This window comes from Pseudarthrobacter sp. HLT1-7 (assembly GCF_059383435.1).
The window spans coordinates 15401-29940 of sequence record NZ_JBWZCH010000021.1 but is presented as its reverse complement, the minus strand read 5'-3'; the positions used below and the strand labels follow the sequence as shown (position 1 = coordinate 29940).

General features: G+C 66.8%; 11 protein-coding genes. 4 read left to right on the top strand and 7 right to left on the bottom strand.

The window, feature by feature from the left end:
* Position 1: 1 nt before the first annotated feature.
* Entirely contained in the window at positions 2-1051 is a 1050-nt protein-coding gene (gene cydB, locus AC50X6_RS16750) for a cytochrome d ubiquinol oxidase subunit II (protein ID WP_494967297.1), read from the bottom strand.
* Positions 1052-1130: 79 nt separating this feature from the next.
* Positions 1131-2729, bottom strand: a complete 1599-nt coding sequence (locus AC50X6_RS16745) for a cytochrome ubiquinol oxidase subunit I (RefSeq protein WP_494967296.1) — start codon at positions 2727-2729, stop codon at positions 1131-1133.
* A 288-nt stretch (positions 2730-3017) separates the two neighbouring features.
* On the opposite strand from AC50X6_RS16745, the gene AC50X6_RS16740 reads away from it, so the two are divergent.
* A complete protein-coding gene (locus AC50X6_RS16740) occupies positions 3018-3404 on the top strand; it encodes a BlaI/MecI/CopY family transcriptional regulator (RefSeq protein WP_494967295.1) in 387 nt (128 codons plus the stop codon).
* A 6-nt stretch (positions 3405-3410) separates the two neighbouring features.
* Positions 3411-4400, top strand: coding sequence for a M56 family metallopeptidase (locus AC50X6_RS16735; protein WP_494967294.1), 990 nt, complete (start codon positions 3411-3413; stop codon positions 4398-4400).
* Between the two features lie 30 nt (positions 4401-4430).
* Here AC50X6_RS16735 and AC50X6_RS16730 read toward each other — a convergent pair whose 3' ends face one another.
* Positions 4431-6539 (bottom strand): DNA gyrase/topoisomerase IV subunit B, encoded by a 2109-nt coding sequence (locus tag AC50X6_RS16730; RefSeq protein ID WP_494967293.1) that lies wholly within the window; start codon positions 6537-6539, stop codon positions 4431-4433.
* 237 nt (positions 6540-6776) lie between these two features.
* On the opposite strand from AC50X6_RS16730, the gene AC50X6_RS16725 reads away from it, so the two are divergent.
* A complete protein-coding gene (locus AC50X6_RS16725; protein ID WP_326966645.1) occupies positions 6777-6998 on the top strand; it encodes a DUF7455 domain-containing protein in 222 nt (73 codons plus the stop codon).
* A gap of 188 nt (positions 6999-7186) precedes the next feature.
* Here AC50X6_RS16725 and AC50X6_RS16720 read toward each other — a convergent pair whose 3' ends face one another.
* The 4 genes from AC50X6_RS16720 to AC50X6_RS16705 all read right to left on the bottom strand — a co-directional run bounded on the left by AC50X6_RS16720 (position 7187) and on the right by AC50X6_RS16705 (position 12495).
* Positions 7187-8509, bottom strand: coding sequence for an RNA polymerase sigma factor (locus AC50X6_RS16720; RefSeq protein WP_494967292.1), 1323 nt, complete (start codon positions 8507-8509; stop codon positions 7187-7189).
* A gap of 282 nt (positions 8510-8791) precedes the next feature.
* Positions 8792-10084 carry a DUF4192 family protein gene (locus tag AC50X6_RS16715; protein ID WP_494967291.1) on the bottom strand — a complete coding sequence of 431 codons (1293 nt, stop codon included), beginning with the start codon at positions 10082-10084 and terminating at the stop codon, positions 8792-8794.
* A 105-nt stretch (positions 10085-10189) separates the two neighbouring features.
* Positions 10190-11521 (bottom strand): MFS transporter, encoded by a 1332-nt coding sequence (locus AC50X6_RS16710; protein WP_494967290.1) that lies wholly within the window; start codon positions 11519-11521, stop codon positions 10190-10192.
* Positions 11522-11556: 35 nt separating this feature from the next.
* A complete protein-coding gene (locus AC50X6_RS16705; protein WP_494967289.1) occupies positions 11557-12495 on the bottom strand; it encodes a proteasome assembly chaperone family protein in 939 nt (312 codons plus the stop codon).
* Positions 12496-12864: 369 nt separating this feature from the next.
* Between AC50X6_RS16705 and AC50X6_RS16700 the strand changes: the two genes are divergently transcribed.
* Complete coding sequence (locus AC50X6_RS16700; protein WP_494967288.1) at positions 12865-14391, top strand: leucyl aminopeptidase; 1527 nt, start codon at positions 12865-12867, stop codon at positions 14389-14391.
* The last annotated feature ends 149 nt before the right edge of the window (positions 14392-14540 follow it).

Genomic DNA, 14540 nt, shown 5'->3' with positions numbered 1-14540 from the left:
GCTAGTCCTTGGGCGCCAGGGCTTTGGCGGCGATCGCGGGGAGGAAGCTGTGGGCCTCGGGGATGTGCGCATCGCTCACCCGGCGCCGGAACACCCAGTAGGTCCACCCCTGGTAGGCGAGGACCAGCGGCAGCCCGATGCAGGTGACGATACTCATCAGCCCCAGGGTGTAGTCCGAGGAGGAGGCATTGGAGATGGTCAGGTTGAAGTCCGGGTTCAGTGTGGACGGCAGCACCACCGGGAACGCGGCGCCGAAGATCGAGGCGCTGCCGAGCAGCAGGAAAGTGCCCAGGGACAGGAACGCGCGGCCTTCGGCACCCGTGCGGGCAAAGTTCCAGGCCAGGACCGCGGCTGCGACGGCGGCTACGACGGCCACCACGGTCCACGTCTCGCCGCTGAGCAGCTGCATGCTCACCGCCCAGCCTGCGATCGGCAGCAGCAGCACGGGCAGGAGCCGGACGAACCACCGGCGCGCCCGGTGCCGGATATCGCCGTCGGTCTTCAGGGCCAGGAAGGCGAGGCCGTGCAGGAGCGAGAAGCCGACGACGGCGAGTCCGCCGAGCACCGCGTAGGCGCTGAACCATGCGAACGGTCCGCCTTCGCGGTCACCGTTGGCGTTCAGCGGCAGTCCCGTCGTGGTGAGCGCCAGGGCGGCCCCGATGCCGAAGGCCGCGACGAGGGAGCCAAGGGAGATAGCCCAGTCCCAGCGGGCCCGCCACTGCGGATTGTCCACCTTGCCGCGGTATTCAAAGGCGACGGCGCGGAAGATGAGGGCCACGATGACCAGCAGCAGCGGCAGGTACAGGGCGGAGAACAGGGAGGCGTACCAGATCGGGAAGGCCGCAAAGGTGGCGCCGCCGGCGGTCAGGAGCCAGACTTCGTTGCCGTCCCAGACCGGGCCGATCGTGTTGAGCAGGACGCGGCGCTCCTTGTTGTTCCGGGCGAATCCCTTCATGAGCATGCCGACGCCCAGGTCAAAGCCCTCGAGAAAGAGATAGCCCGTCCAGAGCAGCGCGATGGCGATGAACCAGATGGTCGGTAGCAGTTCCATGCTGAATATCCTCTGTCTCCTGGGTACGTTTCCTGGGTGCGCTTGCTGGCGACGGCTTGCTGGGGTGCGCTGGTAGGCGTTAGTAGGCGAAGGCCAGGACGTCGTCGGTCCCGGGCTTGCCGGGGCCACCGTCCCCGGGCGTGCCGTCCCTGTTTTCGCCGGCGGGGGCGTGCACGAGTTCCGGCATAGCCGAGACGACGCCTCCCCTGATGTAGGTGACCAGCAGCTTGACCTCGACCACCAGGAGCACGGCGTACACGGCGGTCAGCACCACCAGGGAGGTGAGCAGTTCGCCGGCCGAGACGCCCGGGGAGACGGCCGCTGCGGTGAACATAAAGACCTGGTCGATTCCGCTGGGATCCGGGTTCGGCGCGACGACGAACGGCTGCCGGCCCATTTCGGTGAAGATCCAGCCGGCTGCGTTGGCCCCGAACGGCGCCATGATGCCGACCACGGCCAGCCGCATGAGTCCGCGGGAGGCCGGGACTGTTCCCTTGCGGGTGAGCCACAGCGCCACGAGCGAGGCGAACGCCGCGATTCCGCCGAAGCCGATCATCATCCGGAATCCCCAATAGGTAACTTCCATAACGGGGACGTACTGGATTTCCTGGCCTGCCCGGTCACCGTAGATCGGGTTGTCCGGCAAGTGTGTTCCGTAATCTGCCTTGTACTGGTCCAGCAGGCTGTTCACGCCTTTGACCTCGGTGGTGAAGTCGCCTTTGGCCAGGAAAGACAGGATGCCGGGTACCTCGATCACGGCCACTACGTCGTCGCAGTTCCTGGATCCGATGTTGCCGATGCTGAGGATGGAGAAACCGGTGCCGTCGTGGCAGGCTGCCTCGGCAGCGGCCATCTTCATCGGCTGCTGTTCGAACATGAGCTTGCCCTGCAGGTCGCCGGTGACGGCGGTGCCGGCGAATGAGATCATCGCGACGACGGCGCCGATCCGCAGCGAGCGGATCCAGACGGCGTGGTCGGTCCGGTCCCGGCCCGGAGTAGCTGCCTGGCCGGGGATGACCTTACCGTCGGGGCCGACGGTGTCGATGCCGTCGTGGCGGCGGCGCCAGAGGTGGTACCAGGCGATTCCCAGCAGGAAGGACCCGGCGACGGCGAGGGCGCCGAAGAGGGTGTGCGGGACGGCGACGAGGGCGGTGTTGTTGGTGAAGACGGCCCAGGCATCGGTCATGACCGGCCGGCCATCTACCATCTCGACGCCGACGGGGTGCTGCATCCAGCTGTTGGCCACGATGATGAAGTAGGCGGAGAACACAGAGCCGATAACGGCGATCCAGAGGCAGGCCAAATGGACGCCGGGCTTGAGCTGTTTCCAGCCGAAGATCCAGAGGCCCAGGAAGGTGGATTCCACGAAAAAGGCGAGGAGGGCCTCCATGGCCAGCGGCGCCCCGAACACGTCACCGACGAAGCGGCTGTATTCGCTCCAGGCCATGCCGAACTGGAACTCCTGGACGATCCCGGTGGCGACGCCCATGATGAAGTTAATCAGGAACAGCTTGCCCCAGAACTTGGTCATCCGGAGGTACTCCGGCTTGCCGGTGCGGTGCCATAGCGACTGGATCACGGCCACCACCAGGCCAAGGCCGATTGTGAGCGGCACCATCATGAAGTGATAGACGGTGGTGATTCCGAATTGCCACCGTGCGATCTCCAAGGCGTCCAAGGCAGTCCCTACTGTTGGCTGGCTGTTGGCTGGGCAAGCAATTTCTACGCTACGTAGAACGCTACTTCTACAGATTGTAGAACAAATCGACGGCTCCCCGCACCCAGCACCGCACAGCGGTACACGGCTGCACACGGCCCGAAATCGAGGCGCCGCAACGCGCCGCAGCAGGCTTGTTCTACCTCATGTAGAAAATATGTGCAAAACGCGGTAAATTTGGAGTTGAAGTATTCACACACCATCCGGCACAGCAGGTGGGCCGGGCGGCCCTCAAGAAGGACGTATGGAATGGCTAGTCTCGGTGAACTGGAACGGGCAGTGATGGATCTGCTCTGGGCGGGCCAGGAGGCTGCAACGGCCAACACCCTGCGGGACCTGCTGGCCCGGACTACCCGCCCCGCGGACGGCACCGCCGGCCATGAGGGCAAGGAACTCGCAGTCACCACGGTGCTTACCGTGCTGTCCCGCCTGGAGCGCAAGGGGCTGGTGGAGCGCGAACGCGGCACCCGGCCGCACCGTTACCAGTCCATCTCCAGCCGCGAGGAGCACACCGCGGAACTGATGCACGAGGTGCTCGGATCCGCCCCGGACCGCGAGGCCGTACTGGCACGGTTCATTGGTTCCGTCACCGACACCGAAGCCGAAACGCTGCGCAAACTGCTGGGCCTCAGCTAGCGCCCGATGTTCTGGACCTCATGGTTTCTGGCGGTCCTGGCGATAGCGCTGGCGTGGCCGGTCCCTGTTCTTCTGTCCCGAGCCCGCTGGCCGTCCCGTTCCCCTTTTACGGCGATGCTGCTCTGGCAGGCCATCGCCCTGGCGGGAGGGCTGTCGATGATCGGCGCCATGCTGGTCTACGGCCTGGAACCCATCGGCGGCAACCTGCTCGCCGGGCTCGGAGCCCTCGCCGGCATGGTGTTGCGGAATGCTCCCACCACAGCGCTCGGTTTCTGGCACGTCTTTGCACTTTCTGCCGCGGCACTCCTGACGGCGCACCTCGTGTTCACCCTGCTGTTGACCTATTACAAGATCCAGCGGCAGCGGCGGCGGCACCGGGAACTGCTGGAATTGCTCGCCTCCCCGTCCGCAGACGGCCCCCGGACCATGGTGCTCAACCTCGAATCTCCAGTGGCATACTGTCTGCCGGGCGGCGCGCGCTCCGTTACAGTCCTCTCCGACGGGCTCCTGGCCGCACTGGAACCCGCCGAGCTCCGGGCAGTGCTGATCCACGAGAACGCACACCTGAGCCAGCGCCACCATCTCCTGCTCTGGGCCTTCGCGGCCTGGCGCCAGGCGCTGCCGTGGCTGCCAACCACCCGGCTGGCGCAGGATGCTGTCAACTCGCTGATCGAAATGCTCGCGGACGACGTCGCGCTGAAGACGGAGAGCAAGTCCACTCTGATCAGGGCCATCGCGATCGTGGCCAGCGGCTCCTCCGGTGCCCTGGCCGGACGGATGGCGTTCGGCGAGGACGAGCCGTCCGGTGACGATCCCGGCCAGCCAGGTGCCACCGGCGGGTCCGGCTCGGCGCGCACTACAGCCTCACGGGTCAGCCGCCTGCTCTCCCCGCAGCCTCCCCTGCCGGAGCCGCTGCGGCTGGCCGTACTGGCGACCTGCCTGCTGCTCCTGGCCGTGCCGACGGCGCTGTTGATCGTTCCCGGGCTGCTCGGCTGAACAAACCCGGCCAGAAATGAACCAGCCCCGTCAGGCGTCGATCCGCTCCCGGTCCAGGCCCGCGGCGCCGGCAATGATGAAGTCCTTGCGCGGCGCGACGTCGGAGCCCATCAGCAGGTCGAAGGTGTCCTCGGCCTGCTTGGCGTTTTCAATCCGGACCTTGCGCAGCGTTCGGTGCCGCGGGTCCATCGTGGTCTCGGCCAACTGCTCCGCGTCCATCTCGCCCAGGCCCTTGTACCGCTGGATCGGTTCCTTGTAGCGCTTGCCTTCTTTGGCGAGCCTGGCCAGCAGCATATGAAGCTCCGCCTCGGAGTAGGTGTAAATCATCTCGTTGGCCTTCTGTCCGGCGTTGATGACCTCCACCCGGTGCAGCGGCGGAACGGCGGCAAAGACGCGGCCCCCGTCGATCATCGGGCGCATGTAGCGGAAGAACAGCGTCAGGAGCAGCGTCCGGATGTGGGCGCCGTCGACGTCGGCGTCGGTCATGAGGATGACTTTGCCGTAGCGGGCGGCCCCGATGTCGAAGCTCCGCCCGGAACCCGCGCCCACCACCTGGATGAGGGCGGCACATTCGGCGTTGGAGAGCATGTCGCCCACCGAGGCCTTTTGGACGTTGAGGATCTTGCCGCGGATAGGCAGCAGCGCCTGGAAGTCGGAGGACCGCGCAAGCTTGGCGGTGCCCAGCGCGGAGTCACCTTCGACGATGAACAGCTCGGACCGCGCGACGTCGTCCGTGCGGCAGTCCGCAAGCTTGGTGGGCATCGACGAGGTCTCCAGGGCATTCTTGCGGCGCTGGGTTTCCTTGTGCACCCGGGCCGAAATGCGGGACTTCATCTCGCTGACGACCTTTTCCAGCAGCAGAGCCGACTGGGCCTTGTCGTTGCGGTTCGCGGAGGTCAGTTTGGCGTTGATTTCCTGCTCCACCACCTTGGCCACGATCGCGCGGACGGCCGAGGTGCCCAGGATTTCCTTGGTCTGGCCCTCGAACTGAGGCTCGGCCAGGCGGACCGTGAGGACCGCGGTGAGCCCGGCGAAGATGTCGTCCTTTTCGATCTTGTCGCTGCCGGCCTTGAGTTTGCGGGCGTTCGCCTCGACCGCCTTACGGAACGTCTTGAGCAGCGCCTGTTCGAAACCGGACTGGTGGGTGCCGCCCTTGGGGGTTGAAATGATGTTCACGAAGCTGCGCACCGTGCTGTCGTAACCGATGCCCCAGCGCAGGGCGACGTCGACCTCGCAGTCACGCTCCACCTCCGCCAACTGGCTGTGGCCTTTATCGTCGATGACCGGGACGGTTTCCTTGAACTTGCCGGCCCCATGCAGCCGCCAGATATCCGTGACGCCCGGATCGGCGGCGAGGAACTCGACGAACTCGGAGATGCCGCCGTCGTGGTGGAACACCTCTTCGTGCGGACCGGCCTCGCCCGGTGTGCCGGCAACCCGGCGGTCGTCCCGGACTGTCAGCCTGAGTCCGGGCACCAGGAAGGAGGTCTGCCGCGCGCGGGCGGCCAGTTCGTCGTAGGAGAATTTGGCGTCCGGGGTGAAGATCTGCCGGTCCGCCCAGTAGCGGATCCGGGTGCCCGTGACGCCGCGCTTGGCCTTGCCGATGACGTCAAGCACGGAGCCGTCGACGAAGGGCTCGAACACGGAGGCCGGGTCCGGCTTGGTGCCGGTGTCCTTGAAACGGCCCGGCTCGCCCCGGCGGAAGGACATCTTGTAGGTCTTGCCGCCGCGGTCCACTTCCACGTCCAGGCGCGCGGACAACGCGTTGACCACCGACGCGCCGACGCCGTGCAGGCCGCCCGAGGCAGTGTAGGAGCCGCCGCCGAACTTGCCGCCGGCGTGCAGCTTGGTAAAGACAACTTCGACGCCGCTCAGCCCGGTTTTCGGTTCGATGTCCACCGGGACGCCGCGGCCGTCGTCGTGGATCTCCACGGAGTTATCCGAGTGCAGGATGATCCTGATGTCGTGGCCGAAACCGGCCAGGGCCTCATCCACCGAGTTGTCGATAATCTCCCACAGGCAGTGCATGAGCCCGCGTGAGTCTGTGGAGCCGATGTACATGCCCGGGCGCTTGCGGACGGCCTCGAGGCCTTCCAGCACAGAGAGATGCCGGGCGGTGTAGTCAGAACTTGGTGCCACAGGTCGGCAACTCCTTCAGGAACGGGACGGTCAGGATGAACGCGCAGGGCGTTTTGGCGCCCCTCCTAGGGTAGTCGCCGCGCGGTGCCCTTCGGGGTTGCCACTCCCCTGCCCCCGGAGGCCACGAAACCCGTTATGCAGACGTGATACGCGTACAGCGAAAGTCGGGCAAACTTGCGATGGTTTGGCTCCGAATGCTGGTTATATAGGTATACCGATCTACCAAGGAGGCCGAACATGACAACAGCAGTTGCGGACCGCACACTCACCACCGTTGACCGGTGCGATCGTTGCGGAGCACAGGCATATGTCCGGGTTGTTCTCGGCGCTTCCGGGGGTGAGCTTCTCTTCTGCGGCCACCACGCCCGCGCCGTGGAACCGACGCTGAGGCCGCTCAGCTCAGACTGGCACGACGAGACCAGCCGACTTCAGGAAAAGACACCGGTTCCGGTCGACTAGACCATTCGCGTTCAGCTCAGCTGACCTGAAACCAAGCAGTCCAGGGCTCCTCCCTTCCGGAGGGGCCCTGGTTTTTTAACCCGGCGCCCCTGACACCAACAACGCGGGGTCACTTCGCGCCCATGAGTCCGAAGATCATGGGCGGGATGTGACCCCGCGTTGGGTTAATCCGGGCGATTAGTCCCGGCTTAGTCCAGGTAGTCGCGCAGGACCTGTGAGCGCGACGGGTGCCGCAGCTTGGACATGGTCTTGGATTCGATCTGGCGGATCCGCTCACGCGTCACGCCGTAGACCTTGCCGATTTCGTCTAAAGTCTTCGGCTGTCCGTCGGTCAGGCCGAAGCGCATCGCCACAACACCCGCTTCGCGCTCGGAGAGCGTGTCCAGCACCGAGTGCAGCTGTTCCTGCAGGAGCGTAAAGCTGACGGCATCGGCCGGGACCACTGCTTCGGAGTCCTCGATGAGGTCCCCGAATTCGGAGTCGCCGTCCTCGCCCAGCGGTGTGTGCAAGGAGATCGGCTCGCGGCCGTACTTCTGGACCTCGACGACCTTCTCCGGCGTCATGTCCAGCTCGAGGGCCAGCTCTTCGGGGGTCGGTTCGCGGCCAAGGTCCTGCAGCATCTGGCGCTGCACGCGGGCCAGCTTGTTGATGACTTCAACCATGTGCACCGGGATACGGATGGTGCGTGCCTGGTCGGCCATGGCCCGGGTGATCGCCTGGCGGATCCACCAGGTGGCGTAGGTGGAGAACTTGAAGCCCTTGGTGTAGTCGAACTTCTCGACCGCACGGATCAGGCCCAGGTTGCCTTCCTGGATCAGGTCCAGGAACAGCATGCCGCGGCCGGTGTAGCGCTTGGCCAGCGACACCACGAGGCGGAGGTTGGCCTCGAGCAGGTGATTCTTGGCGCGCTTGCCGTCGTGGATGACGAACTCGAGCTCGCGTTTAAGCTTCGGATCCATGCTTCCGTCGTCGGCATTGATCTTCTCTTCGGCGAACAGGCCCGCCTCGATGCGCAGGGCGAGATCAACTTCCTGCTCGGCGTTCAGCAGGGCGACCTTGCCGATCTGCTTCAGGTAGTCCTTGACGGGGTCCGCGGTGGCGCCGGCGGACATGACCTGCTGCACGGGGGCGTCGTCGTCGTCGGCATCGGAGTAGACAAAGCCGGACCCGGTGGGGGCTGCGGCGGCCTTGGCCGGGATCTCTTCGCCGTCTTCGCCGATCTCGACGGCGGCTGCCTCGTCAAGGTCCACTTCGGAGTCGTCATCGGCGTCGCGGGCGGCTTTGCCGGCGGCCTGCGCCGCAGCCTTGGCGCCGGGCTTTGGCCCGCGTTTCTTGGGTTCCGGCCTGGCGGCTGCCGAGTCGGCGTTGTCACCTTCACCCAAGGCTGCGTCTTTGACGGCCTTGTTGGCTGCACGCGTGGCGGCGCGCTTTGCGTTGGTCGCCGCCTTCTTTTCCTCGGCGGACAATTCGGCCTGGTCGGCGGGTTCCTTCTTCGCGGAAGACGGGGTCACAGAAAACCTTTCTAGCAGCGGTCTGTGGAATCGCCATACGGGCAACACCACTATGACCCTGTCAAGTCCGTGTTTCACATCAGGTGCAGTCACGGCCAGCAGAGCCACTCAGTAGAACTGCCGGGAGGACCGTAATGTTCCCGATTTCCGGGGTTCACTACGAGCACTTAATACACGGACCCAACCGGGTCTCGGCAACCATTGTCTCATGATTTTTGGAATCGTTGCCGCCCCGCAGCGAAGCGTGGGCAATAATTTAACTTTCCATGAAGGCGCCCGCCGTCAGGCCGCGTCGGCCTCGAACTTCTGCCAGGCGGAGTCTTTCCGGCCCGCCCAGCCGCACAGCGTCCCGCGCCGGACGAGTTCCGCCAGCAGTTCCGCCAGCCGGTATCCCGGGTATTCCGCCTGGGCGAGAATGAACAGGGCGTCCGCGTAGGATCCCTTGCCGCGGCACCACTCAATCCAGCCGCGGCCGGTCACGGCTGCAGCCCCGGCTTCGCCGCCGGCTTCCGCCAGTTGGATGAGGATCCGTTCCAGCCGCCGCATCAGCGGCCAGTCCGGCACCGGCGGGGCGAGGCCCAGCAGCACTTCCCCGTACGCGGGCACCTCCACCGGCTCGTTCCCTGTGCTGCTGCCGCCGCCGTTGCCGCCGGCCGCGCCGCCTTCGGCACCACCAACGTCGCCCGGAAGCGCCTGCGGCGGAAAGCCCTCGAGCGGGGGCAGCGGCAGGGGCGGCAGCGGATCCGGCCGCCCACGACGCGGCGCGGAACCGTCGTCGAACACGCCGAAGTCTTCCGCACCGCGACCGGCCGCCTCCGGCCCGGCGGCCGCCATCACCAGCACGGCGTCCCGCCAGGCCGGGACGCAGAGGGTGGCGCGCAGATAGCCGGCCAGGCCGGCAGGGAGCTCCCGCCCGGGCGGGGCCCGCAGCACCCGCGTCCAGACTTCCAGCGCCTCGGCGAACTGTGGACGCTCCCGCCGTCGTCCGGCGAACAGCAGCGCCCAGTCGTCCTCGGCCGCCAGGACCGCCGGGTCAACGCGGCGCGGCGACGGCGCCGGCGCAGGGTCGCCGGGCGCAGAACCGACGGTGCTGCCGCGGAAGACCATCTCGGCGTTGAGCCGGCTGTTCCGAATCTCGTCGACCGGCCGGCCGGGCATGGCGCAACACGAAGGGTCATTGCAGTAGGCGTTGCGCCAGTAGTCGGCACCGATGAGCCAGGCATCCCGCACCGGCATGCCGGCTTCCGCCAGTGCGTGCTCCAGCCCCTGCAAGAGCACCGCGAACGTACTTCCGTCCCCGTCCATTCCGGTGAAGAAGGCCAACAGCGAGCCGTCCGCTTCCTCGTCGGCCTCCAGATAGGACGCCACGCTGCGGGCGAAGCGGACCCCTGCGGGCGGACCGCCCTGGCCGCCTGCGCCGTCATAGGGCAGGTCTACCCGCAGGATGGCGCCGAGGCGTTTGCCTTGCAGCGTCATGGCCACGAGACTGCGGGCGGGCCAGTAGCCCAGGGAATGCGGGATGAAGCCAAGGATGTCCTCGGGGCCGGTGATTTTCAGGTGTTCGGGAGCTGTCATAACGCCAGCTTCGTCGACGGCCATGCCCTGCCGATAGCTCGACTTGCCCTATGTGGAGAACGCCTCGAGGCAAAGTCCGGGCCACCCCCCGGTCAGGTGGTGCGGTCAGGTGGTGCGGCCGCGTTCCGTGCTGCGCCTGCGCTGCCGGGCCAGGGCCGCGCGCAGCGGGGGCACCACCACGCCCTGCGCCGCCATCTGGCGGCGCACTTTCCGCCGGATAACGATGATGGCGCCGGCTCCGGCCGCCAGCAGCAGGAACTGGACGCTCAGGGCGATCCGGAACGGATCGATACCGTACAGCTCACCCTGGGAGAAGCCGGTGGCGTGCAGAACGTCGAGAACCACGCCGATCAGGAAAATGGCCACGAGGGCTGCGATGAAACCGCCCACGTTGACGATCCCCGTGGCGGTGCCGATCCGGTGGGCCGGGTTGAAGGTCCGGGCGAAGTCGAAGCCGATCATGGAGCCCGGCCCGCCGACGGCCAGCACCACCACGAGGGCGGCCAGCAGCCACAGCGGGGACCGGCCGGGAATGAGGAGCACGGCAGCCCAGGCCGCGGCGGTGGCCGCCGAAATCAGCAGCACCATGGTGGACCGCCGCAGCGGATGCCTGGCCACAAACCTGCCCATCAGCGGGCCGGCGGCGATGGCGGAAGCGACGTAGAGCGTCATCAGCGCCGAAACCACGGCCCTGTCCAGGCCCTGGGCGGAGATCAGGAAGGGGTAGCCCCAGGTCATCGCGAACACGGTGCCGCTGAATTGGACGGTGAAGTGGCTCCACAGGCCCAACCGGGTGCCGGGCTGCCGCCACGCGAGGGCCAGCGAAAGGCCCGTGGCGCGAAGCCCCCGGGACGGTGCCGGGGGCCGATGGCCCGGCGGAAGGTCCTGCAGCAGGACCACCACCAGAACGAGGGCGAGGGCGGACATCGCAGCGAGCGTGAGGAAAGCCGGCGTCCAGCCGGCGGAGTGCAGGATCAACGCAAACGGCACCACGGAAAAGAGCTGGCCAAGCTGCCCGGACATCCCGGTGAGCTGGGTGAGCTGCGGCACCCTGACCGGAGCAAACCAGAGCGGGATCAGCCGGATCACGGCGATAAAGGTCATGGCGTCGCCGGCGCCCACCAGCACCCGGCCCAGCACGCCTCCCGGGATGTTCTCCGCGAAGGCCAGCTGGAGCTGCCCGAGGCCCATCAGCAGGGCGCCGCCCGCAATCATCGCGCGGGAACCGAAGCGGTCCACCAGCACGCCGACGGGGATCTGCAGCCCGGCGTAGACGAGGAGTTGCAGCACGGTGAAGAAGGAGATTTCGGCCGCGCTGGCATGGAAGCGCTCGGTGGCTTCCAGCCCCACCACACCAAAAGACGTGCGCTGGCTGACCGCGATGAGGTACGCGAAGACCCCGATGATCCAGATCAGCCAGGCGCGGGGTGAAGTCACGCCCCTATTATGCCCGTGCGTGTGAACAGTCGTAGTTATTCCCCGGGTTCTGTTCGGGCAAGGTAGGCCTCCACGGCGGCACCGAGGGCATCCGCGTTGGGCAGCTGGTCGTTCTCGTCGGCGAGCAGCGAACGCCGCACCGTTCCCTCGGCCTTCTCGTCGTAGCGCGTCTCGAGCCGGGACACCACCTGCTGGACGTCCTCGGACGCGGCGATCTGTTCAGCAATCTGGCGGCCGACCTCCCGGCCTGCCTCGCGGAGCCGGTCCGTGGGCAGCATCAGCGAAGCCGCGGCACCCAGGTATTCCAGCCCGGCGACGGCCGCCGTCGGGTATTCGGCCTCGGCAAGGTAGTGCGGGACATGCATAACGTAGCCGGCGACGTTGCGGCCAGCCTCCACCAACCGCAGTTCAAGGATGTGGCCCACCGCGGCAGGCACCTCGACGGTCGGCTTCCACATCGAGATTCCCTCGATCAGGTCCGGGCGGTTGCCATGAACGGTCACCCCCACGGGGCGGGTGTGCGGAACAGGCATCGGGATGGAATGGATCCAGGTCACCAGATTTACGTCCAGCTCCCGGACAATCCCGACGACGGCGCGGGCGAAGCGTTCCCACTGCAGGTCCGGTTCGAACCCGGACAGGAGCAGAAACGGGCTGCCGAGCCCGTCAATCAGCCGGTACAGCGCCAGGCTGGGCGCCTGGTAGTCCTGCAGGTGGTCCTCGACGAAGCTCACCTGCGGGCGCCGGGTCCGGTAGTCGATCAGCTGGTCGGCGTCGAACTGGGCGATCATCTCGGCGTCGAGAGTATCCAGCATTTCGGTGGTGATCTGCCGGACGACGTGGCCGGCGTCGGCAAAGCCGGTGAATCCCATAACGAGGTTCAGCCCGCGCAGCTCCGGGCTGTGGAACAGCGCGTCATCACGCAAGTAAAGCGATTCGGGGTCCAGCAGAGAGCCGGAAATCCGTTCGATCACGGCATGTTCCTTTCGTAGTCGGCGGTTGGCGGAGGCGGCTGGCGGAGGCGGAGTCCCGCGCGGCGGGTGGTGCCGGCAGGTGCCGGCAGGTGCCGTCAGGTGCCGCCGACCGGAGCACACGAGCCGCAGCCAGCTGCGCCGATACCAGCTACAACGTCCGGGGGCGCGGGGGCATTCCTGCCGGTGGTGTGCTCCAGATCTCATCCAATTGAACACCCGCACCGGGGAGAGACTACGATCGGAGCTGGCCCTATGACGGCTTGGAAGCACTTAGCCTACGTCCCAGACCAACAGCGGCGCAGGTTCCATGGCAGGGCGCCAACCATGCAGTTCCTGCCGAAAAATCACAGAGAATTGAGGACTGTCCTCGTGGTCAAGAATACTGAAGTCACACTTCGTGCAATCGCCGGGGATTTGAAGAAGTCCCCCAGCGGCGCCCTCGTCATCGGCGTGGGCCAGGGCACGGACGGTCCGGTCCTGCTGAGCAATCCCCTGACGGCCAAGGCCGCCGAGGCACTGGCGGAATCACTGGGCGCTCTTGGCATCACCGGGGCAGCCGACCAGGCGCACCGCTTGCCCGGGCTGGCCGACGTGGGAGCCGGCATCCTGGTGCTCGCCGGGGTCGGCAAGGTTGCCGCCAACCAGGCACTCACCGAGGAAGCCCTGCGCCGCGCCGCCGGCTCGGCCGTCCGCCAGCTGGCCGGCGTCACCACCGTCACGCTCGCGCTTCCGACGTCGACCCTGGCCGACGTCGCCGCCGTCGCCGAGGGTGCCGCGATGGGCGCGTACGCGTTCACCGAGTACCGTACCTCCAAGGAGGGACTGAAGGACCCGGTGAAGAACGTTGTGATCGTCTCCGATCTCGCCTCGGACAAGGGCCTCAAGACCGTCCTGGACCGTGCCGCCCTGATCGGCAGGGCCGTCAACGCCACCCGCTCGCTGGTCAACCAGCCGCCGAGCCATCTCTTCCCCGAATCCTTTGCCGAAGCCGCCAAGGAACTCGCCAAGGGCCTGCCCGTCAAGGTGACCGTGTGGGACGAGAAGCGCCTGGAAAAGGAAGGCTTCGGCGGCATCCTCGGCGTCGGCAAGGGCTCCACCCGCCAGCCGCGCCTGGTCAAGGTGGAATACTCCCCCGCCAGGGCCACAGCCAAGATCGCCTTCGTGGGTAAGGGCATCACCTTCGACACCGGCGGCATCTCGCTCAAGCCGCACCTGGGCATGGGCGACATGAAATCCGACATGGCGGGCGCCGCCGTCGTCCTTAACACCGTGCTGGCCATTGCCGGCCTGGGCCTTCCCGTCAAGGCGACCGCCTGGCTCTGCATCGCGGAGAACATGCCCTCCGGTGCCGCCCAGCGCCCCGCCGACGTCCTGACGATCTTCGGCGGCAAGACCGTCGAGGTCCTGAACACGGACGCCGAGGGCCGCCTGGTCATGGCCGACGGGATCGTCGCCGCGAGCCAGGAATTCCCGGACGCCATCATCGACGTCGCCACCCTGACCGGCGCGCAGCTGATCGCCCTGGGCAACCGCACCGCCGGAATCATGGGCTCCGACGCCGTCACCGCCCCGCTCAAGGCCGCCGCGGACCGGGCCGGCGAGCTGGTCTGGCCGATGCCCCTGCCCGAGGAGCTCCGCCCCAGCCTGGATTCCCAGGTGGCCGATCTCGCCAACATCGGCGAACGCCACGGCGGCATGATGACCGCCGCTGTCTTCCTGCGCGAATTCGTCGGGAAGGGCAAGGACGGCGAGCAGATCCCCTGGGCGCACATCGACATCGCCGGCCCGTCCTTCAACACCGGCAGCCCTTACGGCTACAACCACAAGCAGGGTACCGGCTGCACGGTGCGCACGCTCGTGGCCTATGTCGAGGACATCCTGGCCACGAAGGTCTAATCGTCGAAACGTCCGCGCGGCTGGTGACCGGGGGCTCCGATCCCCCGGTCACCAGGGCGCGTGAGACTGGACACAAGCGCTCCACAATCGCCACGGCAAGGTGGAGCATGTATTAGTGGTTCGCTAAGGTGAACTTTGGTAGTCACAAA